Annotated in this window: 22 protein-coding genes and 2 tRNA genes; 10 read left to right on the forward strand and 14 right to left on the reverse strand. The window is 59.2% G+C overall.

Annotation, left to right across the window (positions count from 1 at the left end; translation table 11 throughout):
- Positions 1-51 precede the first annotated feature (51 nt).
- Genes ACSJJT_RS02585 through ACSJJT_RS02595 form a run of 3 tightly spaced genes read right to left on the reverse strand, consistent with a single transcriptional unit; the run spans position 52 to position 3,492 of the window.
- The gene (locus ACSJJT_RS02585; RefSeq protein WP_435916787.1) at positions 52-1,011 is read right to left on the reverse strand and encodes an ABC transporter permease; all 960 of its coding nucleotides are present in this window, start codon (positions 1,009-1,011) and stop codon (positions 52-54) included.
- Positions 1,004-2,536, reverse strand: coding sequence for a sugar ABC transporter ATP-binding protein (locus tag ACSJJT_RS02590; RefSeq protein WP_435916788.1), 1,533 nt, complete (start codon positions 2,534-2,536; stop codon positions 1,004-1,006). Before ACSJJT_RS02590 ends, ACSJJT_RS02585 begins: the two co-directional genes overlap by 8 nt.
- Positions 2,533-3,492: a substrate-binding domain-containing protein gene (locus ACSJJT_RS02595; RefSeq protein WP_435916789.1), complete on the reverse strand. Its 960-nt coding sequence runs from the start codon at positions 3,490-3,492 to the stop codon at positions 2,533-2,535. The genes ACSJJT_RS02590 and ACSJJT_RS02595 overlap by 4 nt, the downstream gene beginning before the upstream one ends.
- A gap of 336 nt (positions 3,493-3,828) precedes the next feature.
- On the opposite strand from ACSJJT_RS02595, the gene ACSJJT_RS02600 reads away from it, so the two are divergent.
- Positions 3,829-4,863 (forward strand): LacI family DNA-binding transcriptional regulator, encoded by a 1,035-nt coding sequence (locus tag ACSJJT_RS02600; protein WP_435916790.1) that lies wholly within the window; start codon positions 3,829-3,831, stop codon positions 4,861-4,863.
- A 1,138-nt stretch (positions 4,864-6,001) separates the two neighbouring features.
- On the opposite strand, the gene ACSJJT_RS02605 is transcribed toward ACSJJT_RS02600, so the two are convergent.
- A complete protein-coding gene (locus ACSJJT_RS02605; RefSeq protein WP_435916791.1) occupies positions 6,002-7,399 on the reverse strand; it encodes an aminotransferase-like domain-containing protein in 1,398 nt (465 codons plus the stop codon).
- Between the two features lie 124 nt (positions 7,400-7,523).
- Here ACSJJT_RS02605 and ACSJJT_RS02610 point away from each other — a divergent pair, with 124 nt between their 5' ends.
- From ACSJJT_RS02610 to ACSJJT_RS02620, 3 genes are all read left to right on the forward strand, one after another.
- On the forward strand, positions 7,524-8,750 hold the full coding sequence (locus ACSJJT_RS02610) for a Tm-1-like ATP-binding domain-containing protein (protein ID WP_435916792.1): 1,227 nt from the start codon (positions 7,524-7,526) through the stop codon (positions 8,748-8,750).
- An 18-nt stretch (positions 8,751-8,768) separates the two neighbouring features.
- Positions 8,769-9,599 carry a phosphoenolpyruvate hydrolase family protein gene (locus ACSJJT_RS02615; protein WP_435916793.1) on the forward strand — a complete coding sequence of 277 codons (831 nt, stop codon included), beginning with the start codon at positions 8,769-8,771 and terminating at the stop codon, positions 9,597-9,599.
- Between the two features lie 804 nt (positions 9,600-10,403).
- Positions 10,404-11,417, forward strand: coding sequence for a LacI family DNA-binding transcriptional regulator (locus ACSJJT_RS02620; RefSeq protein ID WP_435916794.1), 1,014 nt, complete (start codon positions 10,404-10,406; stop codon positions 11,415-11,417).
- Positions 11,418-11,473: 56 nt separating this feature from the next.
- Here the strand turns inward: ACSJJT_RS02620 and ACSJJT_RS02625 are convergent, their stop codons facing one another.
- From ACSJJT_RS02625 to ACSJJT_RS02645, 5 genes are all read right to left on the reverse strand, one after another.
- On the reverse strand, positions 11,474-11,716 hold the full coding sequence (locus ACSJJT_RS02625) for a hypothetical protein (protein WP_435916795.1): 243 nt from the start codon (positions 11,714-11,716) through the stop codon (positions 11,474-11,476).
- A 454-nt stretch (positions 11,717-12,170) separates the two neighbouring features.
- Entirely contained in the window at positions 12,171-13,397 is a 1,227-nt protein-coding gene (locus tag ACSJJT_RS02630; RefSeq protein WP_435917044.1) for a glycoside hydrolase family 32 protein, read from the reverse strand.
- An 8-nt stretch (positions 13,398-13,405) separates the two neighbouring features.
- On the reverse strand, positions 13,406-14,251 hold the full coding sequence (locus ACSJJT_RS02635) for a carbohydrate ABC transporter permease (RefSeq protein WP_435916796.1): 846 nt from the start codon (positions 14,249-14,251) through the stop codon (positions 13,406-13,408).
- A gap of 5 nt (positions 14,252-14,256) precedes the next feature.
- The gene (locus ACSJJT_RS02640; protein ID WP_435916797.1) at positions 14,257-15,162 is read right to left on the reverse strand and encodes a carbohydrate ABC transporter permease; all 906 of its coding nucleotides are present in this window, start codon (positions 15,160-15,162) and stop codon (positions 14,257-14,259) included.
- Positions 15,159-16,541, reverse strand: coding sequence for an ABC transporter substrate-binding protein (locus ACSJJT_RS02645; protein ID WP_435916798.1), 1,383 nt, complete (start codon positions 16,539-16,541; stop codon positions 15,159-15,161). The genes ACSJJT_RS02640 and ACSJJT_RS02645 overlap by 4 nt, the downstream gene beginning before the upstream one ends.
- 215 nt (positions 16,542-16,756) lie before the next feature.
- On the opposite strand from ACSJJT_RS02645, the gene ACSJJT_RS02650 reads away from it, so the two are divergent.
- The 6 genes from ACSJJT_RS02650 (at position 16,757) to ACSJJT_RS02675 (ending at position 23,644) form a co-directional block, all read left to right on the forward strand.
- Complete coding sequence (locus ACSJJT_RS02650) at positions 16,757-17,608, forward strand: sensor histidine kinase (protein WP_435916799.1); 852 nt, start codon at positions 16,757-16,759, stop codon at positions 17,606-17,608.
- Positions 17,605-18,324: a response regulator transcription factor gene (locus ACSJJT_RS02655; protein WP_435916800.1), complete on the forward strand. Its 720-nt coding sequence runs from the start codon at positions 17,605-17,607 to the stop codon at positions 18,322-18,324. Before ACSJJT_RS02650 ends, ACSJJT_RS02655 begins: the two co-directional genes overlap by 4 nt.
- A 149-nt stretch (positions 18,325-18,473) precedes the next feature.
- Complete coding sequence (locus ACSJJT_RS02660; protein ID WP_435916801.1) at positions 18,474-19,853, forward strand: MFS transporter; 1,380 nt, start codon at positions 18,474-18,476, stop codon at positions 19,851-19,853.
- Between the two features lie 79 nt (positions 19,854-19,932).
- The gene (locus ACSJJT_RS02665; protein ID WP_435916802.1) at positions 19,933-20,961 is read left to right on the forward strand and encodes an extracellular solute-binding protein; all 1,029 of its coding nucleotides are present in this window, start codon (positions 19,933-19,935) and stop codon (positions 20,959-20,961) included.
- On the forward strand, positions 20,958-22,568 hold the full coding sequence (locus ACSJJT_RS02670; protein WP_435916803.1) for an ABC transporter permease family protein: 1,611 nt from the start codon (positions 20,958-20,960) through the stop codon (positions 22,566-22,568). The genes ACSJJT_RS02665 and ACSJJT_RS02670 overlap by 4 nt, the downstream gene beginning before the upstream one ends.
- Entirely contained in the window at positions 22,565-23,644 is a 1,080-nt protein-coding gene (locus tag ACSJJT_RS02675) for an ABC transporter ATP-binding protein (RefSeq protein WP_435916804.1), read from the forward strand. Before ACSJJT_RS02670 ends, ACSJJT_RS02675 begins: the two co-directional genes overlap by 4 nt.
- Before the next feature lie 277 nt (positions 23,645-23,921).
- On the opposite strand, the gene ACSJJT_RS02680 is transcribed toward ACSJJT_RS02675, so the two are convergent.
- From ACSJJT_RS02680 to nadD, 5 genes are all read right to left on the reverse strand, one after another.
- A tRNA-Ala gene (locus tag ACSJJT_RS02680) sits at positions 23,922-23,997 on the reverse strand.
- 69 nt (positions 23,998-24,066) lie between these two features.
- A tRNA-Ala gene (locus tag ACSJJT_RS02685) sits at positions 24,067-24,142 on the reverse strand.
- 165 nt (positions 24,143-24,307) lie between these two features.
- Positions 24,308-24,940 (reverse strand): histidine phosphatase family protein, encoded by a 633-nt coding sequence (locus tag ACSJJT_RS02690; RefSeq protein ID WP_435916805.1) that lies wholly within the window; start codon positions 24,938-24,940, stop codon positions 24,308-24,310.
- On the reverse strand, positions 24,937-25,323 hold the full coding sequence (gene rsfS / locus ACSJJT_RS02695; protein WP_435916806.1) for a ribosome silencing factor: 387 nt from the start codon (positions 25,321-25,323) through the stop codon (positions 24,937-24,939). The genes ACSJJT_RS02690 and rsfS overlap by 4 nt, the downstream gene beginning before the upstream one ends.
- Positions 25,320-25,985, reverse strand: coding sequence for a nicotinate-nucleotide adenylyltransferase (nadD, locus tag ACSJJT_RS02700; RefSeq protein WP_435916807.1), 666 nt, complete (start codon positions 25,983-25,985; stop codon positions 25,320-25,322). Before nadD ends, rsfS begins: the two co-directional genes overlap by 4 nt.
- Positions 25,986-26,029 lie beyond the last annotated feature (44 nt).

The following is a 26,029-nucleotide window of genomic DNA, read 5'->3' on the forward strand; positions in this document are numbered from 1 at the left end:
GATTTTTCCTTTCTTCTGAATTCGACTCTCACAAACGAATATGAAAAGTTGCTAGTCCCTACGAGCCAGCGCCATGGCGAGGATGATAATCACGCCGCGAATGATCTGCTGCTGAGAAGTGTCAAGACCCGCCAGGATTAGGCCGTAGTTGATGGTTGCCATGAGGAGTGCTCCGAAGAAGGTACCGATCACGGACCCCCGTCCACCCGAAAGAGCGGTGCCGCCTAAGATGACTGCAGCAATGGCGTTCATCTCGTCTCCGGCACCCCATTGGAAGCGACCAGATTGAAGTCGGCCAGCGTAGAGCATTCCCGCAATGGCGGCGCTGACGGAGCACAACAACATGACGCGAAAGCGCACTCGTGCGGTCCGAATTCCGGAGTATTCTGCGGCTGTATTATTCGCGCCAGTGGCCATAACCTGACGGCCAAAGCGCATCTTTTTAAGCACGACACTACCTACCGCGACAAAGAGAATCATCCATATAATCAGTCCCGGGACTGGCCCAATGCTGCCTCCACCGAAGTTTGCTATATACGTCATGTCCAGAATAGGTACAGGCGCAGAGTCGGTGACCCACTGCGCGGCCCCGAAGGCAATCCCCATCATCGCCAATGTCACGAGAAAGGACGGAATTCTAGCAAACGCGACCAGTGCACCATTGACACAACCAATCACGACGCCAAGAAGGATTCCTGCGAGAATTCCGGCGATAAGCCCGAAGTGCGAGAGAGCTAGCGCCGTGACAACGCTGGCAAGGCCGGCCACAGATCCCACCGAAAGATCAATCTCCGCGGCAGCGATGACGAAGGTCATGCCCACAGCGATAACGGAGACGATGGCGGCCTGCCGCAGGATATTCCAAAAGCTAGCCGTCGAAAGAAATCCTTGGTCGCGTAGCAGTATCGAGAAAATCAAGAGAACAACGACGAATCCTACGTAAATAATATCGCGTCGCCAGTCAAAAGTGAATCGCCCCGAGCGCTTGGCGGCGGTAGATGAATCAGGCATGGGTAGTCACTCCTTGGATGACAAGCTCAAGGGACTGCTCATCGGACACAGCGGACCGATCCACCTCCTTATTGATCGTGGAATTGCGCATCAGTAGTAACCGGTTGCTCATGGCGAGAAGTTCCGGATATTCAGACGAAATAACGACCACTGCATGACCGGCTGCAGCAAACGAACGAACCATTTCAATGATCTCCGCTTTGGTCCCGATATCAACACCGGCAGTAGGTTCATCCATCAGCAGCACTCGCGGATCTCGGCTAAGCCATTTGGCCAACACAATCTTCTGCTGATTTCCACCGGATAGTAGTGCAGCAGGCTTGTGCGGACGTGCAACTCGAATGTTGAATTTCTCAATCAAATCACTCGAAAGGGTCGCGAGTCCACGCTTGTTTAGCCAGCCGGCTTTTGAGTACTCGCGCAGATGCGGGAGCTCAAGATTGCTGTTGACCGAGTGGGGCAAGACGAGACCCTGCAACCGCCGGTCCTCCGGGACAAGGGCAATGCCATTTTCCAACGCATCTTGCGGATTCCTGACGGAGACTGACTTGCCGTCAACCGCAACCGTTCCGGAGGTGATCTGGTCAACACCGAACAGCGCTCTCACAAGTTCCGTACGACCAGACCCCATCAGCCCGGCCAGGCCAACAACCTCGCCCTCATGTACTTCGAAGCTTATGTCGTGCAGTCCATTGTCGGATGCGATCCCCTCGACCGCGAGTACAACTGGGGCCTGTGGGCAGGATCGGTGCGGGGTGTCAACCAAATCCACGGTCTTGCCCGCTACGCTCTCCACAATCTTCTCGGGAGTGATGTCGTTCATTGCTGAAGTCAACAGCCGCTTCCCATTACGCAGAATCGTGATGCGGTCAGCAATTCGGTATACTTCTTCCATGCGATGGGAGATGTAGACAACACCCATCCCGCTATCCGTGAGTCTGCCAATGAGCTCAAACAGTGAATTTGCCTCATGCTGCGAAAGGGATGCCGTTGGCTCATCCATGATGAGGATCTGTGCGTCCTCGGCAAGAGCCTTAGCAATCTCTGTCAACTGCCAATATGCGGTGGGCAACGATGACATCTCGGCAGTCGGATCGATGGCAACCTGCATCCTCTGAAAGAGTTCTTTCGCACGTTTAACCATTGCCGCGTCATTGATCACACCCCCTGATCGAGGCTCCGCATTCAGGAAGATATTTTGGGCGACGGTAAGTGTTGGCACCAAGCTAAATTCCTGGAAGACCATACCAATGCCAGAACTCTTCGCATCCTGAATACTGGCGAAGTGCTGCTCCTTACCGGAAATCTGGATTAACCCCTTGTCCAACGAGTAAACACCCTGCAGGATCTTCATCAACGTGGACTTACCAGCACCATTGCCACCGGCCAGGGCATGGACCTCGCCATGCAGCACCTCGAAATCGACTGAATCCAGCACCGTAACGCCGGAAAAAGACTTAGAGATTCCAGCCATCCGGACCAGCGGCTCATCGCTGGCCTCACGATGATTCGCGGTGGCGTTCATTTCCTCATCGCTTTCTGGAGATCTGCTGGCGGCTCAGCGTTGTAAACCTGCTTCCACGCTTCAAGTACATTTTCGTGAGTGACGGGCAGGGCCTCGAGGGCGACGTATGAAGGACTCTTCTTTCCGATCAGGGCGCCCGCACCGATACGAGCCTCAGCCACTCCTTGCTGATACGGCTGTTGCGCCCCTAACCCCACCACAAGCTGATCTTGCGCAAGAGCTATTGCAACATTCATTCCTAGATCCTCCGTGGCGATCTTGAGATCGCTACGACCACCCGAGCGGGCAGCTGCCATAACCCCTTCCGCCGGCACATCCCACACCGCCCAGATGGCCGCAAGGTTCGGGGTCTGACTAATCATGGCGTCGGCCACCTTTTGGGCATCGCCGGCAAAGTCCGGGCCAGCAATCCCCTGTGCCTTGATAATCTTGATGTCGCCGTAAGTCTGCTCAATCGTCTTTCGGAAGCCCTCATAACGCTGCTTCGTGACGAAGAAATCAGCCGAATGATAGATGACGCCGATCTCACCTGAACCGTTCAACGACTTCGCCAGGAGGTGGGCAGACACCACACCATTTCCGTAGTTGTCGGCGCTGACCACTGACTCATAGTTCTTCCCGGCTTTGAGGCCGGACGGAACGTTGTCCATGAATATAAGTTTTGCGCCGCTCTCAGTGATCTTTTTGAACGCACTAGCAGTAGCGACCGGGTCGGTGGGAATCGAGACAACGATGTCCGGACGCTTGGCTAGTACCGTCTCGATATTGGAGACCTGTTGCCCCGGATTGAAGTTTGCGTCGGTGACAGCAATTACCTCGACGCCTAGACGTGCAAACTCGGCCTTGAGTCCAGCGATCTGAGCTCTGGCCCAGTCGTTTCCGGCGTAATGCATGACGATGGCAGCAGTGGCTCCGTAGTCCTTAACCTGAGCAATCTCAGCATCGGTCAGCTCCACGGTGCTTGCCTTTGAAGGATCCTCACCGTTGGGGCCCTTGCTCAGAACCTTCCCCTGGACCTCTTTCAGAGCGGTTTCTGCCTTGCTCGCGACCTCACTATTGGTGGTCCCATTGCTAGTTGTCTCTACACTGCATCCCCCTACACCGCATGCCGCTGCGGCTAGCCCGGCAGCCATAAGAAAACTCCGTCGTTTCACTATGCCTCTCCTTTGAGTTGGACTGGTCCGCAACTTTGGGTGTCTGGACCCTCCTGCCATCATTGTGAACGTTCACTGTCAGCTTGTCAAGGGTTTCAGATACGCATGCGACTGGCTCTGACCGCTACAGTCCATCGCATGGACCCTTCAGGTAATACTCGCCGCCCAGGGCTGCACGACGTGGCTCGACTAGCTGGGTGTTCATATCAGACCGTCTCGCGAGTCGTGAACAACACCGGGGCGGTCAGCGACAACACGCGCTCACACGTGATGGCTGCAATTGCCGAACTGGGTTATCGGCGCAATGGTGCGGCGCTAGCCCTCAGAACGGCCAAGGCGGGCGCCATCGGCGTGGTCACCCACTCGTCCTGGCGCTATGGCCCCATGGGCGTATTGCACGGAATCGAGACTGCGGCCCGTGAAGCGGGAAAACACCTGCTCCTCTCAGTTGAGGAACGGGACTCATTTGCATCCTTAAAAGCCACCCTCGACTCATTCCGAGAGACGTTCGTAGACGGAATAATAGTAATAGCACCAATTGTTCACGAAGCAGAGCAGGCTCTGAAGATGATCGGCGAATCGGGGTGGGCCAGCGCACTTCCCATTGTCGTTCTTGCAGCAGACATTACCTCGCTGCCTCACGCAACCGTTATCTCCGAGGACCAAGCCGAGGGCGCACGTATGGCCGTAGGGCATCTTGCCGACCTTGGTCACGACAGTATTGGCCACGTGGCGGGTGGTCAGGATTGGCTGGAAGGCCGAGCCCGGCTGCTGGGCTGGAAGTCTGAGCTGGAGGCCCGAAACCTTCGGGTCAGCGAGCCAATCTTCGGAGACTGGTCGGGCGAAAGCGGTTTTGAGGCTGGGCAGAAGATCGCGGCGATGGCGGATCCACCGACCGCCGTGTTCGTAGCTTCTGACCTCATGGCACTTGGCGTTATGCGAGCTTTTAGAAAGCGGGGGATCAGAGTACCGGAGGACGTAAGCCTTGTCGGCTTCGATGACCACGAGTTCGCCGCACAATTCGATCCGCCCCTGACCACAATCCGTCAGGACTTTGCCGCGCTGGGGCGACTCTGCATTGCTACATTGAACGACTTAGGAACCCACGACGCTCGCATTATCTCACCAAAAATTATCGTTCGCGAGAGTACTGCAACCCCGCCCACGCGTTGAAGAAAGATTATTGCCCTCCTCACCGCAACCCAGTGCAGTTTCCGATGTGGCTCAGTCGCACGAGCCTTGTGTTGTGTACTCCCACTCCCGGGGCTGCAGGCTGTCCGGTCCGGTCTGTGCCCCGCATGACCGCTCATACGGAGTGGAACAGACTGATGCGACTGGTGAGCAAAAGCTTGAAAACATCCCAGATACCTCACAGCCCAGCGTGGGGAGCCACTCGGATTCCCGATGACGGTCAGGCTGGCACGCGATGACGAGGTACGAGATGCCGGACGAGCATGTCAGTAAGGCTGCGGCCGGGTCTTCGACGGCAAGGGCTCCCTCCCCTGCTGCGCTGCGACCTCGGCGTGGAAGGAGCCCTGGAAAGAGTCGAACACTTCTGCGTCAATCACGCGGGTGAGTTCGTCAAAACCCGCACATGTCGGTCCAGCTACAGCATCCCGGCCAAGCTCTCACTAGCTGTTGCGGCTCATGTGGTTGTTGACGGTGTGGGGAGTGCGACCGTGGGCACGTGAGGTCGACCGCCACCTACCAGCGAGGACAACCTCAACGACTCGATGAATCGGCCCGAGCACTGCCTGGTGACCGTACGACATGGCCGTCATCGATGAACTCAGCTCGTTCAAGAACCATCGGGCTCAGCACTTCAAACCCTTGTAGTCGTCAGGCATCGGATCTCGCGGCTTGTAGGGGCCACCGGCGCCTCAGCATCGAATGGGTTGATGGACCTCTGGGCGCAATTCCGACTCCTCAACGAAGGCCAACGTCTCAGACGCAGCATTTCCCACCATCGCAGCCGCTGATTTGTCCCGGACAAGCACAACGGTCAGCAAGCAGAGGGCCGGGTACACCTGACCTCCATTCCGTGGAAGACGGCTTGTCCTGACTGATCTACACCGAGGCCTGCGAGGACAAGACCGCCTCCCCACGATCGGGTTCCTCCACTAGGAACGGCTGTTCTTCGCCGCACACGGCATCACCCGCACCACGCGACTGGTCACCGACAACGGATCGAGCCAACCCCGGCGTCATCCTCAAGTCGTCTCCCTCGAGATCCGCACCCGGCTGTCCCTCATCCAGGGGCCGTCGAAATTCTGCTGTCGGAATGGCCCGGTCCACTCAACGACGAGCAATATCATTGCTGCCACCGTCCCGGAGCCGCTTGATGAAGCATTCTCAGCGCGTCCTCAAGCATCTCCGGCTCATGCCAAACCGGCAGTCGCAACATTGTCCGTTGTCCGTCATAGGCCGAATACCCCGGCCCAGGAGCCAGACGAATTCCCACCCGTTTCGCAGCTTCAGCAAGGGCTTGGGAATCAGTATGAGTATCAACCCACAACCCTGTACCGCCCTGGGACTCAGCCCATGCCCACGTCGGGAACACACCGTTGACAACTTCACACGTCGCTGTGCGTCCAGCCTGAAGGAACGACCGACGCTCCATACGCGCTTCCTCCACGTGCGTCAACAGATTGGCCGCTACCATCTGGGTTGGTATGGGGCCGGCGAGATCCTCCGCCTTACGATGCTCTACCAACTGACGAATCCGCGTCTGGCTGGCTCTAAGCCATCCGATTCTCAGACCACCCCAGAACAGTTTCGACAACGTCCCGACTGTGATCACCAGGTCATCACTCATCTCCCCTGCCAGCATCGGAGCTGGCGACCCTGATGCGGTCAGATCATATGAACAGCAGTCCTCGACCACAGGAACACCATGACGTTCAAGAAGTCCGGCCAACGCCGTTCGATTGCTCGAGAACATCGTCAGCCCCGTAGGATTGTGGATGCTCGTCTGGCAGTACAGCATCACCGGCGCACGTCGCAATCCACGCTCGACGAGCCCAAGATCGAGGCCGCCCTCCGTGAGAGGGACGGTCTCCACACGGGCCCCAACCAGTCGCAATTCTGAGAGCTCGCCCCGGTAAGTTGGCTCCTCAACCAGAACCATGTCACCAGCGGAGACCAGAAGCTGCGATGCAAGGTGGCTCGCGTGCTGAGCACCGTTGGTGACAAGAATCTGCTGTGGAGTCGTCGGAATTCCGTCACGGGTGAGCCGGTCCGCGAGTGCCGCCCGCAATACGGGCAGTCCGGCAGGGAAGTACCCGTCGGTGTCGAAGTAGACGTCGAGCCCTACCTGGCTTTCCGATAGCAGTCGTCTTGCGACCTCTGATGCCGGTAGTGCCCCCGTTGACAGATCGACCACCCCGGACGCGGCGTCACTGAACGAGAACAGCCTGCCATCGGTCCGCACTGCCGCACGGCCCGACCTCACCCGCGTCCCTGACCCGACGAGAGCCGCGATGTGGCCTGAGGCCTCAAGAATCCCAAATGCCTCTGCCACGGTATGTCGCGACACCTGAAGGGTCGCAGCACACGTTCGTTGCGACGGCAAAACCGCACCAGCCGGGAGGAACCCGGCATCGATGAGCTCCAACAGAGCGGTAGCCAGTGCCTCCGGAAGAACCTCTCCCTGCTGACTCCAGTCCCCCAGCATTCGACTCAGACTTGCAGGGTCAACTCTGACGACCACACCCGAAGTATCACTCCTCAGGGCAAGCAGGGCTACGACCCACGGGCCAATTGGGCTCAAGTGGCCCGGCCCGGTGAAAAACGCCGAATTAAGGTCATACACACACGATCACGAAGGAGTGTTCATGGCCACAATTGCCTTGCTAGGAACCTTGGACACCAAGGCAGATGAGTTCGACTGGCTACGCCAGAATGTCCTCGCCCGTGGTGACCACGTAGTCACCATCGATGTTGGCTCATTCTCCACCAGCCCGATGGCCGACTACTCACCTGATGACGTCATTCGCGCAGCAGGGGAATCACCAGCTGAGATCCGCGCACGCCATGACCGTGGAGAAATGATGGACGTCATGGGCCGTGGCGCCTCAGCCATCGCATCGAAACTGGCGGACCTTGGCAAGATTCATGGACTGCTGTCCGCTGGCGGGTCTGGAGGCTCATCCGTTGCAGCACCGGTGATGCAAGCTCTGCCAATAGGATTCCCAAAACTCTTGGTCTCCACGATGGCATCGGGGGACGTTGGCCCCTACGTCGGACAGACCGACGTCACCCTCATGTATTCAGTCGTTGATGTCGCAGGCATCAACTCAGTCTTCCGAATGGTCTTCTCGAATGCCGCAGCTGCCATCACAGGAATGGCGACCGCCTATGAGAAAACCCGGGTGGAAGGCCGCGCTCCTGGTGCCAAGCCGGTCATCGGTCTGACGATGTTCGGATTGACGACGCCTGCCGCCGATGAGGCCCGCCAAACATTGACCGACCTCGGATACGAGGTTCTCGTCTTCCACGCCACAGGATCCGGCGGCAAGGCCATGGACAAGCTCGCATCGTCCGGCCTCCTTGCAGGAGTGTGCGACCTCACAACCACCGAGCTCGCCGACGAACTCTGCGGTGGCGTGCTCTCTGCCGGACCTCACAGGATGGAGGCTGCCAGCGAAGCAGGAATACCTCAGGTCATCAGCCTCGGCGCTCTCGACATGGTCAATTTCGGCCCCACCGACACTGTTCCGCAGCGCTACATCTCCCGTAAACTGCACCTGCACAACCCGACGGTCACTCTCATGCGGACCAACGAGAGCGAGATGGCGGAACTCGGTCACCGTATCGCAAAGAATGCCGCAGCGGCTCGCGGACCTGTCCAAGTCTTCATCCCGGCCCAGGGAGTCTCGGGGATCGATCTCGCCGGAGAAGACTTCCACGACCCGATTGCCGACGAAGCCTTGTTCAAGGCGGTCCGAGACGGTCTCAAGGGCACCTCTGCCACCGTCATCACCCGTGATCAAAACATCAATGACCCCGGGTTCGGAAAGGCGATGGCCGAAGCTCTTCATGGACTCATCAACCAGTACTGACTAGAAAGGAACATCACGATGAACCGCACTGAAATTCTGGACAGATTCCGCAAGCAGGTCGACGAGGGCAATCCCATCGTCGGTGGTGGCGCAGGAACTGGTATCACGGCAAAGTCCGCCGAGGCGGGCGGGATCGACTTGCTCGTCATCTACAACTCAGGACGATTCCGCATGGCCGGACGGGGATCCCTCTCAGGCCTTCTGGCCTACGGTGACGCCAACGAGATCGTGATGGACATGGCCAATGAGGTGCTCCCGGTTGTCACCCACACTCCCGTTCTTGCCGGTGTCAACGGAACCGATCCCTTCCGAGTGATGCCTCGATTCCTGACTCAGGTCAAGGACGCAGGATTCGCGGGCGTCCAGAACTTTCCTACCGTCGGTCTCATCGACGGAACGTTCCGCGCAAACCTCGAAGAGACTGGAATGGGATACGGCTTGGAGATCGACATGATCAAGGCAGCACACGATCTTGATCTCGTCACTTCGCCCTATGTGTTTGACGTTGACCAGGCCAAGGACATGGCTCGAGCTGGCGCCGACATTCTCGTCCCCCACATGGGTCTGACGACCTCCGGAACCATCGGTGCGAAGACTGCCCTCACCATCGAGGACGCGGCTGCCAAGGTGCAAGAGCTCGCCGACGCGGCCAGATCCGTCAACCCCGACATCCTCTGCCTGTGCCACGGTGGTCCAATCGCCAACCCGGAAGATGCGCAATACATCCTCGACCACACTGAAGGCATCATGGGATTCTACGGTGCATCCTCGATCGAGAGGTTCCCCGCCGAGACCGGTATCAAGAAGCAGACCGAGGACTTCAAGGCCCTCACGTTCGAGAAGAACTGACGCGCTACCCCAGATGTCGGCGGGGCAACCACGATGGTCGTGGTTGCCCCGCCGAGCACCGTCGTGGTCCACCAGAGAAAAGGTGGTCGGCCTCACCTGTCCACTTCCGACCGGAGTATCCGCATTGGGAGCCACGCTACTCACTGATACGAATCGATTACTGCGTGACCATCGACTCCATACCCATGCAGGATGACATCCACGCGAAAACTGCACCATGCGACTAAACTCGGGCCAAGACAAAAAGATGCCATCACCACCATTCGAATGCGTCGGCTCAGTGCTCCCTGAAGGACACCGGCCCCCAGCAGGGCTGTTGCCGGGTCCACTGGCCACGAACGCATCTGGCAAATTCAGGTACAGCCCACGGTGACGACATGGGGAAGACCGCATCAAGCGCACTCAAGACCCGAGACGAAGCCCACTCGCCCAAGCCCTTCCGAATGCCCGCAATTAACTCGTGATCGTCCGCAAAGTTGGGTGTGCAGATGCGAACTGTTCCTTGGCAGTCGCCGACACCGCAAGCTCCAAACGTCGCCAACTCTTCCTTGACGCTCACGAGGCGTTACCGAGGTGAGATCCGACAAAAGGGCTATGTCTGCACTGACGCAACCGTCTGGGCTCACCGGCACTGATACGATCACTTGGTAGCGATGTCAGATGCTCTTTCGCGAGGGACTGGTAGCCACTTCACCAAGTGACGATTCAGCCACTACACCTGGCTGAGACACGGACTCGGGAGGAAGCCCCACCACGTCGATCCCACTGCACTTTCAACACAGCTCGAGACCTTGGAGTCCGTAGATGAACAAGAGGGTCACTTCTTACGATGTCGCGAAACTGGCGGGAGTTTCACGGAGCGCTGTTTCCGTCGTACTGAATGGCCGCGCCGACGGGATCGTGTCCGTCAAGAATCAAGAAGCTGTCAGAAGGGCAGCACAACAACTCGGATATCGGCCCAATCGCCTGGCCCGGAGCCTGAGGAATTCCACGACTCACACTGTTGGAGTCGTCACTGACTCAATCCTCTCGGGGGCATTCGGCGGCGCGATGATCAGCGGGGCAACGATGCGGGCCGCGCAAGAGGACTATCTCCTCCTGGTCATAGGCACCGAAAATGATCGGAACCAGGAGAAGCATGCCATCTCTGCTCTCCAGGATCGCCAGGTCGATGCGCTCATCTTTGCGGCGGAAGGTTTGAGCCCGTGGTCTCCCCCAGACTCATTCCGATCCGAGTGCAACATCCTGCTGAACGCCATCGATCCCACGCACGGAACGGCGTGCGTCATTACCGATGAGGTCCGAGGCGGCTATCGTGCTGCAAAGATCCTTATTGAGGCTGGCCATCACAACATCGCATACTTGGCTGGGACGCCTGACCTCATCGCTACCCATCGACGTTTGGAAGGCTTCAACACCGCCATGGCGGAGGCTGGCATCCGTCCACGAGTCCTCACCTGTGGATGGGAAATAGACCGAGGCCTTGAGACAGGTGCAGCGGTTCTCGCTTCGAGTGGCAGGCCGACTGGAATCATGTGCGCCAACGACCGTGTCGCCGCTGGCGTCTTCATCGCCGCAGCCCGGTTGGGGCTGCAGATCCCTGAAGATGTATCCATCGTCGGATACGACGATGACCCAAACGTTGCTCCCCAACTGGGATTGAGCACGGTCGGCATTCCTCACTGGGACATGGGAGCAAAGGCCATCGATCTACTGCTCGAGCAACTCGGAGGTTCTCAGGTCGATCACGACGAGGTCCTCGTCCAAGGACCTGTGATCAAGCGATCCTCGGTCTGTTCGCCTGTCGACCATCGGTGAGTCTGCAAGGTTGCAAGAATGGTGTGTCTCGTCAGATCGAGATCCACAATGCGGCATCACATCCGTGAGGGCAGATCAACCTGGTTCGTTCCAGCATGGTGGATTGGCGCCGGCTCGCTCCCGGGAACACGGATTTCGACGCCAGCGGCTGTCATGGCCACCACACAGTGTTCCCCATCGTCAGGATGCCGATTTGTGGCCCTGTTCTCATCCGGCAACCCAGCAAGCATCTCGACGGGATCGACTCCCTCTCCTAGCCACGTCATGTCTTCATCCGAAGCCTTGACCACGTCAGCCATCAACACAATATGGTCCAGATCATGGCGGGCACTATGCGAACTGTCCAGCAAGCTCAGGCGAACGTTCGGCCAGAGGTGATCGTGGCGGAGTACCGTGCTCTGCCCACCGTTTCGCCACAGCCTCGCGGCCTGGAGCAATACCGCAAGCCAATGAACCAGTAGAACGGCCAGGGAGTCACCGGAAATCCCGATACGAGGAAGCGCCCTATCCACGCGGCTAGGTCGACACCGCGTCCAAGACGCGCCAACCAACCGCGACATTCATTGGCGACCCTCCAGGATGTTCGCTGATCTGACCAGCATCGTTGACAACATCAATTTATGATTCACCGGTAACAAGGGCCCTCGACATGACCTTCTCCTTACATCGGTTCGTCACGGTGGTCATGGAGGTACACCCGGTATCTCACGATTCCAGTACTGAGGACACAGCACAGACGCTGACAGTGACCACTTACACACGGGACAGGGCCTGAGCATCATCACTGGTGACGCTCCACTCGGATCCCTCTTCTGGATAGATTCGAGTGGTGCAGCTACGTCCGCCATGGAATAGCTCGACCAATGAACCATCAACGAGCAAGGAACCGCCGGCAGGCACCCGCATAGTGCGGACATCACCGCAGACCGACGAGCAACTCACTACCGCCGACTCCTTTGCATTGACGACAAACGATGGGCATGCTGCCGCGTTCCAGGATGTATCGAGCTCACGACAATGCTCTCTCACGTACTCCTTGATCGGTGTCTGACACAGCCTTCCGCTCACAAGCGTGAGCTCACGAGGTGTCGTCAACGTACCGGCCCATCCTTGGGCGTCAACGGCATTGTCGTCCAGCAATTCCCATGACCAACCCCAGAGTAAAGTGCGACCGTGTGCTTGGTGTGCCTGCGGAGCATAAAAGGCAGGACCCGTGTCCAGAATGCCGCCGTCCGCCGGGAGGAACCGTGGCCCATCATCTGTCTGCGCCAGGTCCCCCACCATCCAGCGCACACCAGAGAGGTTTCCCTTGCCCCCCTCCCACACCCACAACGAAACAAGCAATACCCACTCACCGCCGATGTGGAGCAGATTCGGGCACTCCCAAATATTCGCTGGAGCCACACGAGACGCAACCGAGTCACGAGCATCAAGGAACGTCCCGAGCATCTTCCAGTGTTCGAGATCATCGGCTTCGTAAACCAGTACTTTCCCGTACCCGTCCGGCCCAGGTCTCCCCGAGCCCTGAATGACATATCGATGGCCACCAAGGATGAAGGGGAAAGGGTCACGTGTTTCTTCCACATCGTCACCCGTTGCGGGGGCGCTATATCGGTTCCTGGGAACCCAGACCTCCATGTCTGGGGACCCAGTTGCCGTCACGGCGACTGCTTCATTAGCATGCTCAGGAACAGCGGTGTACAGAAGCGTTGGCATCTCCCCGTCCATAACGAATGAACCGCTCCAACATCCTCCGGCGTCAAGACATCCTGCCCGAGGGACTAGCGCAAGATCATGCTCGTGCCAGGACACTAAGTCCCGGGTACTCCAATGACCCCAGCAAACCCGGTCATGTCTAGCGGAGTATGGGTTGTACTGAAAAAAAACATGCCATTCCCCATCGACATATGAAACACCATTCGGATCATTCATCCAGCCCTTATTCGGCCTCACGTGATTCCTCGGGAACGCTAAGCTCATATTTCCACTCACTTCACAGCTCCTGCAGTTAGACCTTCACGCAAGGGTCGCTGACCGACAACGAACACGATTAGAGCTGGAATCATCGACAGCACGACGCCGGCCAGCACTGTGGACATCGACCCTGTTCCAAGTCGCCCCTGAAGACTCACCAAGCCGAGTGGCAAGGTGAAGTTCTCGTTACTGATCGTCATAATGAGGGGTCGGAAAAACTCATTCCATATGCCGTTAAAAGCAAGGATACCCACGATGGCCATTCCAGGCATCGCCAGTGGCAGATAGATCCTGCTGAACGTCTTCCACGGTGAGGCCCCATCAACCCGGGCAGCTTCATCCAATGAGTCAGGAATGCCAAGAAAGTACTGCCTCATGAGAAAGGTACCAAACGCAGTCGGAAGAGCCGGAAGGATCAGAGCCAGAAGAGTATCAGATAGATGCATTCCTCTCATAACCATGAACACTGGAACTATCGTCACCTGCATCGGAATCATCATGGTCGCAAGGATGAGCGCAAAGAGGACATTATTTCCCTTGAAGCGCAACTTGGCAAACGCATAACCCGCCAACGCCGAGGTAACCATCTGACCAATAGCAGCCAATGCCGTCACCAACGTTGAGTTCCAAAACAGCCTGACAATATCAACCTTGCTGGCAACATCCCGGAATGAGGCAATGCTTAGCTCCCTTCGACCCAATTCATCAGTCGGAGTGAACGCAGTGAATACGGTCCACACCACCGGTCCCAGCGTCAAAAATAATGCGACCATCAGGATAAACATTTTCCCGACCAATCCAGGTGTCAATTGTCTTGATTTCCGAACTCTCGCGGTACTCTCAATGTTTTCAGACATCATCGACCTCACATGTAAAAGACAAAGCGCTTGGAAAGTTTGAATTGCAACCAGGTTGCTAGCATGATGATGGCCATCAATACCAGACCAACGGCGGACGCCAAGCCAAAATGGAGCTCTTGGAACGCTGTCTGATAAATCACCATGACGGCAGTCCTTGTCGAGTCGGCAGGGCCACCCTTCGTAAGAACGTACGGCTGATCGAAGATCTGCAGCGCAGAAATGATCGCCATAACGCTGGCGACTAGCACCGTAGGGCTCAAGAGCGGAAGAGTGATCCGCCAGAACCGGCTCCACTCCGAGACCCCATCAATGGACGCTGCTTCGTATACATCAGCAGGGATGGATGAGAGGCCCCCGATGAAGAGAAGAAACGTGAACCCAAAGTTCTGCCAGACATAGATGAGGATGGTAACAACGATCGCGCCAGTTCCCGTGGAGAGCCAATGAACTGGACTCATGCCAAGAATAAATAGCATCCGATTGACAACGTCAAAGTCCTCATTGAACAGATACGACATAATAAGCGAGACTGACGACGCCGAAAGAATTAGCGGAAAAAAGAAAGCTGAGCGAAAGAAGGATCGCACCCACGTTGGCATCCTCGTCTGAACCAGAACTGACAACACCAGCGCCACCGCAAGTTGAAGGAGGACTGCCGCAACAACAAATCCAAATGTATTGGCAAACGACACTCGTATCGTAGGATTTTCTGCCAGCTCCACGAAGTTTCGAATGCCGACGAATTCTGGGGGCGAAATGATATCCCACTCAAAGAAAGCCAGGACGATAGATCCAACCATCGGCACCAGCATGAATATCCCTAGACCTATCAGGGTAGGTGCAAGAAATAACATCGCCAAGCGACGTTCTTTTTTCAACGTCTGGTTTTTCTTGTGCGAATTAAACATCATTTCTTTTCCCCCAAGGCGAGCTCAAGATCACGCTGCATCGCATGGAGAGCCGTAATCATCCGTGAGTAAGAACCGCCGACGGCACCGACAACATTCTTGGTCAGTGCAGTTTCAACAGCAGCCCCTCGAGGTGGAGCAGGTATGGGTTCAGAGTTGGGGAATCTATCAAGGGTTTCGTAGAAAATATTCCAGTGGTTCGGACCTAATTTTTCATACAATTCCTTGTTATGAGATCGTCGAGCACTGCTTGAATCGGGATGCGTCTGTGCAATCCTCATACCGTCAGGTGACGTGCAGAACTTCAACCATTCCCACGCTTCATCCTTACGCTTAGATCCGCGCATAATTGCATATCCAGCAGAACCGAATGAATGTTTCTGGGTCCTTTTCTTCGGGAAGTATGCTACATCATAGTCATTTCGCCTCATGCCTGCCTGGTCAAGACCGTAAACCCAGAAGCCTCCAGCAGGCGTCATGCCAATGAGCCCATCACCGAACCTGTTGACGAGTTCGTTCCCGCCACCTTGAACAGGACTGGAGGCAAGCCCCTCTGACACAAGTTCGCGCATGAAATCGAAGCTCTCAATCACCCGGGGATCGAGTGCATTTGCGTCACCCCAGCGATAACCACCACCGCGACGCTCTTTCTCAGGATAAAACTCATCCCACAGCCACTCGCCTCCGGAAAACTGCCTGGGCGTCAAGAAATTCGTGTCATTGGTACACAGCCATGGCACAATTCCTCCCCACAGGCGGTTTGTCCAGAAAAAAGGACGGAATTCCCCTTTAATTTTCTTCCTCAATTTCTTGAGGCAGTCATGAAAATCATCCCATGTCCAGTCCACATCCGGATACCCCAAGCCAGCCTTGGCCATCGCGTCATGTGACATGTACATATTTGCAGCATTGAAGCTCAGCGGAAGCTCAAACAAACTACCTTGATACATGAATGCCTCGATCAAGGCGGGGTGAACATCGTTGAAGAAGCTCTTCATCTCCTCCTTGTCACGACGCACGTAATCGTCCAGCGGTTCAGCAAGCCGATCCGCAAAGAGCTGCGTCCCTTCGGTAGCGACCATGACGACATCTGGAGCAGTTCCTGCAGCGACGAGTGTCAGGATCTTGGCGAAGAAGTCGCTCCAGTCAGTTCCTTGAACAGGAGTGATTCGTACCCGGATATCCGGGTGTGCCGCATGGAATGCCTGAACAAGTCCCTCATTTGCGGCCGCATCCTGGGCAGTTCCATTGATCGCAACAGTGAGAGCGTCGTCACCTCGCCCCGGGATATCGAGCCCCGTCAGACGCCGCCAAGAAAGTCCACCGCCCACCGCAGCTGCCAGCGCCGTGCCAAGTACCACCCTACGCGTGACATCTGGCATGAGTACCTCCTCTTTGAGTACCTAACTCGTGTTAGGTTAGGTTGCAAAGAACACTCTGTCAAGAAGGTTGGCCACATACCTGACTCGAGTTAGGTATGTGGTGGGGGGGTGCCATTCGTTCGCACGATTTCGACCGTCAGGCGTTTTACCCAAGAGGACATACACAGGACGCCGCCTACTAGGCTTTTCCCATTCCCAACTCGAGGAGTTTTCCAGTGCCCCACTTGCTTGTCCTCGCCTGGGATGGTTGGCTTCCCCTTTGCCTCGCAGCACTTCTCATTGCCGGCTTGGCCTTCTGGGCAGCCGTCAACAGTCCAGGCCACCGCATTGATCGCGCCCCGACGTCATCCCAAGTCGTCTCCCACGAGATCCGCACCCCGCTGTCCCTCATCCAAGGAGCCGCCGAAATCCTGCTGTCAGAGCGGCCCGGACCACTCAACGACGAGCAGCGTCACTTCCTCCAGACCATCACCGGCAACACCCAGCGCGTTCTCACCATGACCGAGGCGATCCTGCTCCAGACCAAACTGGGCGACCCGAACTACCCCCTCAGCATCGAGCCCTTCGATCTCCGCGCCCTGGTGCGCACCACCTGCCAGGAACTCCGCGAGATCGACGATGCCTCGATCCTCCTCACCGACGACGGCGCACCTCTCATCGTCGAGGCCGACCACCACCTTGTCCGTCACGTGCTGTGGAACCTCATCACCAACGCCCGGCGCCACGGCGGCACCGAAGCCATTCGGGTGCGGACCTTTCCCACCGCCAGCGGTGTCGTCATGGAAATCGTGGACGAGGGGCGCGGCATGGCCCCTACCGATCGCGCCGACATGTTTACCCCGCTCGTCACCCACGCCACTGACCTCTCCACCCACGACTCCTTTACGAGTAGTTCCCCCAGAGACGACGCTGCTGCCCCACCCACCACCGCCGAGGGATACGGTCTTGGCCTGGGCATCGTTGACGACATCGTCCGCCTCCACCACGGCCGGATCGTCGTCAACACCATCAACGACCACGGCACAGCCATCGCTGTTGAGTTCCCGCGCACACCATCAGTCGCATGAAACGAGGAGAACCGGTGAGAGCACTCGTCGTCGACGACGAACCACAAATGGTGGCCATCGTCTCCTACGCACTGGAAACCGTCGGATTTGACACCCTCGAGTCACACAATGCGATGTCCGCCTGGAACATCCTGCGCCACCAGCAGATCGACCTCGTCGTCCTCGACGTCATGCTGCCCGACGTATCCGGCATCACCCTGTGCAGGCGCATCCGAAGCCGCTGTCCCTCCACCGCCATCCTGCTGCTCACCGCCCTTGGCGACGTGGAGAATCGGGTCAATGGCCTGGAAGCAGGAGCTGACGACTATCTCACCAAGCCCTTCTCACCCAAGGAACTCAGCCTGCGTGCCCAGGCCCTCATCCGCCGTCTCGGCGGAGCACCCAGTGCTCCGGTTGACGTCATCCGCGGATCCCTGCGCTTCGAGACCGGGACCGGACGAGTCTTCCGACGCGGCACGCTCCTCGACCTCTCCGAAACCGAAGCCACCCTGCTCAAAGTCCTCACCGACTCCCCCGGACGTGTCAGGACCGTTCGAGAACTCCTCAACGAGGTTTGGGGAACCACCGCCAGCGAAGGCGGACGCAACATGGTCAAGACCTCGGTCTATCGGTTGCGTCGCAAACTTGCCGCGGCCGGCGCCGACCCGGACTCCATCATCGCGGTGAGAGGCCGCGGTTACACCTGTTCTCCATCCCTCATTGACGATGAGAATTGATCTTCTTCTGCCCCCGCACGACCCCTTGGTCACAAAGCTGTGACCAAGTGTGACCGTTGAGTCGGGGCGTTGTTACTGACCGACTGGCAGGCTGATTCCGCCTTGCCCGCTTGGGCATTTCCAACCTCACGCACGAAGGGGTGCCAGTCATGGCCCAGTTCTCCTTGCCCTCCTGGCTCAGCGCGCCGCCGTCGGCTCCGCGCCTGTCTGAAGACGAGATCGCGAAGCGCTACCCGCGCCTGCGATTTCAGGTGTTCATGGGTATCTTTCTCGGATACGCGGGCTTCTACCTTGTTCGCAACAACATCTCGCCGGTAGCCACTCTCCTCATCAAGGACACCGGCATCGACACCGTCGGCATCGGCATCGTCGCCAACGCAGTGCTGTTCGCCTACGGCCTGTCGAAGTTCTTCTCCGCGATGCTGTCCGACCGGGCCAACGCGCGCTTCTTCCTTCCGCTGGGACTGGCGCTGTCGGCCATCGTGAACCTCCTTGTGGCATTCGTGCCGTGGGTCACCGCATCGGTAGGCATCTTCGCCATCTTCATGTTCATCAACGGATGGTTCCAGGGCATGGGCTGGCCGCCTTGCGGTCGCGTCCTGGTGCACTGGTTCTCCACCAACGAACGCGGTTGGAAGACCTCGCTGTGGAACACCGCCCATAATGTCGGTGGTGCCGCACTGCCCGCCCTCGTAGGTCTGGGCCTGGCCTGGACCGCTCAGGACTGGCGCTCGGCTTTCTGGGTCCCGGCCGTCGTGGCCCTCATTGTCGCCGCCCTTGGCTTCATCCTGGTACGCGACACCCCGGAGTCAGTCGGTCTGCCTCCGATTGAGCAGTACCGCAACGACCGCGCCAAGGTGGAGGTCAAGGACGACTCCGGCATCTCCGGTCGCGAGCTGCTGTTCAAGTACGTCCTCAAGAACCGCACCATCGTCCTGCTGGCCGTGGCCAACGTGTTCGTCTACGCCCTGCGTTACGGCGTGCTGAACTGGATCACCGTCTTCCTCCACGAGAAGCACCACGTCAAGATCGACGGTGGTCTGGTTGGATTCGCTGCCTTCGAGCTCGCCGGCATCCTTGGCACCATCCTGTGTGGCTACCTGTCTGACAGGCTGTTCAAGGGCTACCGCTCCGGCGCCGGCATCTTGTTCACCGCGCTCACCGCCGTCGCCATTGCCGCCTACTGGCTCGTCCCGGTCGGCACCCCACTGCCCGTCCTGGTCATCCTCATCGCCTGCATCGGCGGCCTCATCTACGGCCCCGTCATGCTCATCGGCCTGCAGGCCATAGACCTGGCTCCCCACAACATCGCTGGTACCGCCGCTGGCTTCACCGGCCTCTTCGGTTACCTGCTGGGCGCCACCCTGGCCTCCACCGGTGTTGGTCTCATCGTCAAATTCGCCGGATGGAACGCCACGTTCATCGTGTTCGTCATCTTCGCCGTCCTGACCATGATTCTCTTCGCGATCATCGGTCGCGACGAGAAGGAGATCATCGCCAACCACCACGCCAAGATCATTGGCGACTGACGTACTCGCCGGTAACACGAATGCGGGGCGTGGCCATGCGGCTGCGCCCTGCACTTCCATGCTCCGTAGACTGCTCCCCATGAATCCGAGCGCCCACCGTCGGGTGGTCACCATTGTCGCCATCCTGCTGTCGCTCATCGGCGCAACCACACTGACGTCCTGTTCCGCCGACGAAGAACTCTCCATCGTCTGCTCCAACGAGGAACACATCTGCCAAGGGTGGGTCGACCAATTTACGGCGACCAGTGGCATACCTGCGCACTTCTTGCGCCTTCCCACGTCCGAGGCCCTGGCAAGGATTTCCGGATCGACATCGGCGCCAGAGTTCGACGTCTGGGTCGGTGGCCCCTCGGAGAACTACGTGGCAGCCATGGAAGCAGGCCTTCTCGATCCCTACTTCCCCACCGGTTTCTCTCAGATCCCACGCGCATTCCGCGACAACAGTGGTCACTGGTTCGGGGTGTACGGATCCATCCTGGCGGTGTGTTCGAACCCTGACGTACTGGAGCAGCTCGGAGTGGCTGCCCCGCAGTCCTGGCACGACCTGGAGTCCCCCGCCCTGAGCGGCTGGGTATCGGCGTCCTCACCGCTGACGTCAGGTACGGCCTACACCGCACTGTGGACCCAGGTCGGGGTGTTTGGGGCCGACGCTAGCACGCGTTTGCGGACCATTTACTCCCACACCTCCCGGCTCACCCACTCCGGCACCTCACCTGCCGACGTCACGGCTCGTGGCGAGGCTGCCGTGGCAATTTCCTTTGCTCCCTACTGCCGTCAGAAAGTTGCCTCAGGGCGGCCCATGACGATCGCCTATCCCAGCGAGGGAACCTCCTTCGAGGTCGGCGGTGCCGCCCGCATCCGACGGGCTCGCCACCCCGACCAGGCGAGGATCTTCCTCGACTGGCTGTCCGAGCCGGCCGGTCAGGAGGTCGCGGCCCACGATGAGAATATTCACCAGCGTCCGATCACCCGGGCCTTGCCAGGTAACCTCGAGGAGGTTCTCGACAGCACTCGAATCAAGGTGCTGCGTCCCGACGCCAATCTGGCCGCCCATGCCCGCCACGCCTGGCTGACCTGGTTCGACCACGAGATTCAGGGGCAGCCATGACGAGGGTGGCGAGGTGGCAGCGAGTCGGTCTGACGACTGCCATCGTGATACTCGCACTCGCTTTCGTGGCGATGTGGCTCTACCCCCTCGCCGTGCTGTTCGGGCAGGCGGGACGGGCCCACGACAGGTCGCCGGGTGCCTTGAGAGACCTCGCATGGTCAGCATTGGCAGCCGCGACGAGTTCAGCGTGCGCGACCCTCATGGGAGGATTTGCGGCCCTGGGGGCGCGGACGATTCCTCGGCGTCATGCCGCCATCCTGGACACTGCCGTCTTCGTCCCGATCCTCTTCCCGCCCTTCGTCATCGGCACGGCCGTCAGGTCAGGAATCGGACGGGCCGGTCTCTGGCAGGTCACAACCGCAGGGAACTTCTCCGGCTTTTGGCCGATGGTCCTGACCTGGACGATCGCCTATCTGCCACTGTCCTATGGCGCGTCACGGGTGGCTCTGCACCGTGTTGGGTCGTCCTCCGTCGACACCGCACGGGTGAGCGGCCTAAACGGATCCCGGCTCGTCGGACTCATCATCGTGCCACTGCGCGCCGTCTCCCCCGTGGTGTTTCTGCTCGTTTTCGTCCTCGTGTTAGCCGACCCGGTCGTCCCCCACCTCGTCGGAGGAAAGACCCCCAACACCGCCGAACGTCTATGGCTGCAGGTGACAGCTTTCGGCGCCGACGCCCAGGCTGCCCAAACTGCGCTGATGCTCATGATCCCTGCTCTGGTGTGCGGTGTCCTGGCCGGGGCCACAGCGGGACGATCCCGGCAGTCCCTGAGTGGGCGGAGCAAGGATGGATCCTTGGGACGACGACCCTCGGCGTCGGTGCCGGTCGGGGTGACAGTGTGGCCGCGAGCGGCCCCCGGGATCGTGGTGGGCGGCGTGGGACTCACGGTGCTGGCCGTCCTGGTGGGACGAGCTGGTGACGCGCTGTTCCATCGTCACGACGAGATCACCATCCCGTCGAACGTCCTCGTCAACACCATCGGTCTGGGCTTGCTCGCCGCAGTCGTGGCGTTGTTGCTGGTATCCCTGTCGACGTGGGTGACGTCGGTACTACGCAGCGCGCGCGTCGTCATCTTCGCCTGTTACGTCGCGTTGCTGGCGGTGCCGGGAGCGACCCTCGGCGTGGCGTATTCGCAGGCATACGGGCCGCACGCGTGGTCCCCCGTATTCTTTCTGGCGGGAGGGTCGGCCCCGGCATCCGGGACGATCCTCATCGTCGGTTCCTACGTCTCAACAGCCGCGCCGCTGGTGTACTTCGCCATGCAGGTCTACCCGATGAGGACAGCCCGGCAAGTGTGGGAATCGGCGTTGATGTTCGCCGATTCCCGCTCCCAGGCTTTTGCGACTGTCATCTTTCCTCAAGTTCGCCATGACGCAGCCCTGACGCTGACCGTCGTCGTGGCGTCGTCATCGGTCATGGTGGCGCCGCTGATGTGGGTGACAAGTCCTGACAGCCCGGTGATTGTGCCGAGGCTTTTCGTGCTGCTCGACCATGCGCAGTACTCGGTGGCCTTCGTCATCTCAACGGCCTGTGCTCTCGTGTTGATGATTCTGCTCGTAGTCACCCGGTGGACGTTGGATGCTCGCCGTCGTGGAGGTCGTGAATGAGTCACGCTCTTGAGATATCCCACCTGTCGGTGGACCGTCGCGGTGCGCCCGTGCTCGGGGACTTGTCGCTGACGGTGGGTTCCGGTGAGTTGGTGGCCGTGCTGGGGCCGTCCGGCGCTGGCAAGACGACCTTGTTGCGAGCCATTTGTGGGTTGCAGCGCTGCAAGGGGAAGGTACTCATCGACGGACGCGACGTGTCTGGGCTGCCTCCGCATCGGCGCAACTGCGCCATCATGCTCGACGACGACGGCCTGTTCTCCCACCTGACAGTGCGCGACAACATCGCTTACGCCGTCAACGCGTCGCGCGGTGACGTGACGGTCTCCGATCAGGTCGAGGCAGCTCTGCTGACGGTCAACATTGGGCATTTGGCTGGACGGCTGCCCCACCAGATGTCGATGGGTGAGCGTCAACGGGTGGCGTTGGCGCGAATTCTGGTGCGTCGGCCTCGGGTGTTGCTGTTCGACGAGCCGCTGGCTCACGTTGACGCCACGGCACGGGCGAGTCTGCGTCAGGAGTTGGTGAGGGTCCATCGGCGGATGGGCTGCGCAACGATCTACGTGACTCATGACGTCGGGAAGGCCCTGTCGATCGCAGACAGGATCGTGTATCTGGCTGACGGTCAGGTCGTCCAGGACGACTGCCCCGAGGACATCTACGAGACCCCGGCAAGACTGGACATTGCTCGTCACATGGGCGCGACGACCATGATTTCCTGCCGCGCAAGGATCACTGGTCAACCACCGATGGCCGAGGTCAGGATCTTCGACGACGTCGTCCGAGTGGCCGCCCACCCCCATTTCGACGACCTCACCGGTACTGAGCAACAGGTGGTGTTGGTGGGATACCCCGGCAGCATCCGCATTTGTCGGGCTGACGAGCAGATACGCGTCCACGGGTGCCATGGCCAGGTCGTCCGCCACATCTTCGACGGTGAGTTCTACCTGGTTGGGGTGGAAACCGAGTACGGCATGGTCACCGCCCGGATCGGGGTTGACGCCGAGCCCATGATGGTCGGAGACGCGGTGACGGTGAGCCCGGTGGCGTCGAGGTTGTGGGCCCTGCCACTGGGTTGAGTCACTCAAGCAAGCGGTGGAAAAATGTCTCCTCGGTGATGCCCTGGGTCGGTAACCGTGTCTCGTGCAGCCAAGTATCCCTCGGTTCAAATCTCGGACTTGACGATCGCCCCGGACCCAAGGATGGCGGGCCAGGCCGATCGAGACGTCCACCGAGGAACGCAAGCGGAAAGCTCTTGTCCCGGCGAAGATGCCACCGAGGGACCTGATCCCACCTTCGAGGAGTACTCACCGCCCGCTCACTGCGACGAATCTGCCGACCAGTTGCCCGACATGATGGTGGAGCATAGGGGATTCGAACCCCTGACCTCTTCCATGCCATGGAAGCGCGCTACCAACTGCGCCAATGCCCCGCGGACGACCTTGTCAGGTCTTCGCAACGATCCTCCGCCGCAGCATTCACCGCATCGGAACATCGTGCCTGGTGGAGCATAGGGGATTCGAACCCCTGACCTCTTCCATGCCATGGAAGCGCGCTACCAACTGCGCCAATGCCCCGAAAACAACCCCGCAGAGGAGCCATCTTCTTCGTTCACCCGAGTCACCGGGCGACCCGCCAGACACTACCGGACCTTGCCCGATTCCGCCAACTCGACACCGCTGACATGCGAACAGCCGATCGATGGCCAACTCGGCTCCCACAAAGCCAGTCGACGACACTCGTCACATCACGGTGGCGTTATACGTACGAAGCCTCCAGCGGTCACCCATTCCGCGTCGGTCAGCCTCGCCGGATCCGATCCGGTCCAGCACTGTCCACGAGCAGTTACCCAGTCCACCAAATCGCAGAAATTCCGGGTATTCGCCGCCGAGAAGCCACACCACCGCCGCTCGCAGCGCGAATCCGTGTGCGACCAGACACACCGTCTCCCCATGATGCACTCGCACCACATCGTGGATAGCCGACGTCACCCGCTCAGCGACTTCGGCGGTCGTCTCCCCGTCAGATCGTCGAAAGTCCTCCCCCGACGCCGTCAGCCGGGTGTAATCGGGGTCATTGCGGTGCAAATCGGGCACAGTCTGGCCCGCCCACTGACCGACGTCAACCTCCTTGAGGCGATCGTCGGTAACAACGTCAACCCCAGCAGCTCGACCAATGGTCTCAGCAGTGACCCGAGCACGCATCAACGGCGACGACACGATTACCACCGGGGTCATCCCGGCAATGACGGGCGCAACGGCCTCAGCCTGGGCAATCCCCACCGGGGACAGCGGAATGTCCAACCGGCCTTGCAACCGTCCGTCGGCGTTGAACTCGGTCTCGCCGTGCCGAACCAGGACGATCCGCGTCGTCACATCTGGTCCCAGTCAAGCTGCTCCTCAGGCAACTGCAGGTCAACGGCCGGGCAGTCCTTCCACAACCTCTCCAGGGAGTACAGCTCGCGCTCCTCCTGATGCTGCACGTGCACCACGATGTCGACGTAGTCGAGCAGCACCCAGCGGTTCTCCCGCTCTCCCTCGCGTCGTGCGCGATGAGCCTTGTGCTCGTGCATCGCCTTGTCGATGGCGTCGACCACGGACGCCACCTGACGCTCGCTGGCCGACGAGATGATGACGAAGATGTCGGTGATGGCGAGGTGCTCCGAGACGTCAAGGGCGACGATGTCGAAGCCCTTCTTGTCGAGGGCGGCATGGGCTGCCACCCGGGCGAGCTCGATGGCCTGTTCGGTGGCGCTCAATGGTCCTCCGGATTGATCTTGATGTTGTCGCGGTAGAGACCGCGCTTGTTGATGTACTGCACGATGCCGTCCGGCACCAGGTACCAGATTGGCATGTCCTCCCCCACCCGCTGACGGCAATCGGTTGATGAAATGGCCATGGCTGGCACCTCGAGGAGAGTGACCTTCTCTGCCGGCAGGTGAGAAATGTCCTTGGTCCCCAAGGGCACCCCGGGCCGCGACACACCGATGAAGTGCGCCAGATCGAACAGCTCTTTGGCTCCGCGCCACGTGAGAATGTGGCTCAACGCATCCGCACCGGTGATGAAGAACAAGTCGACGTCACTGCCTCGCTCTCGGCGCAGGTCCTTGAGGGTATCGACGGTATACGTGTCGCCGGGACGCTCAATATCGACCCGCGATACCGAAAATGATGGATTTGACGCCGTGGCAATAACGGTCATGAGGTAACGGTCCTCAGCCTGTGAGACCTTGCGCCCCTTCTTCTGCCAGGGCAGGCCGGTCGGCACGAAGACGACCTCGTCAAGGTCGAACCTGGCCGCGACCTCCGAAGCTGCGACAAGGTGGCCATGATGTATGGGATCAAAGGTGCCACCCATCACCCCAAGCCGGTAGCGGCGTCCGTCGTGAACCCGCGCCAGTCCCAACTCAACACTTGGCATCAGGAATGCGACCGATTCTTACCACCACCCCAGACGATGGACGA

It is taken from the genome of Cutibacterium nasicola (assembly GCF_051303185.1).
In the GTDB taxonomy this organism is placed as follows: domain Bacteria; phylum Actinomycetota; class Actinomycetes; order Propionibacteriales; family Propionibacteriaceae; genus Cutibacterium.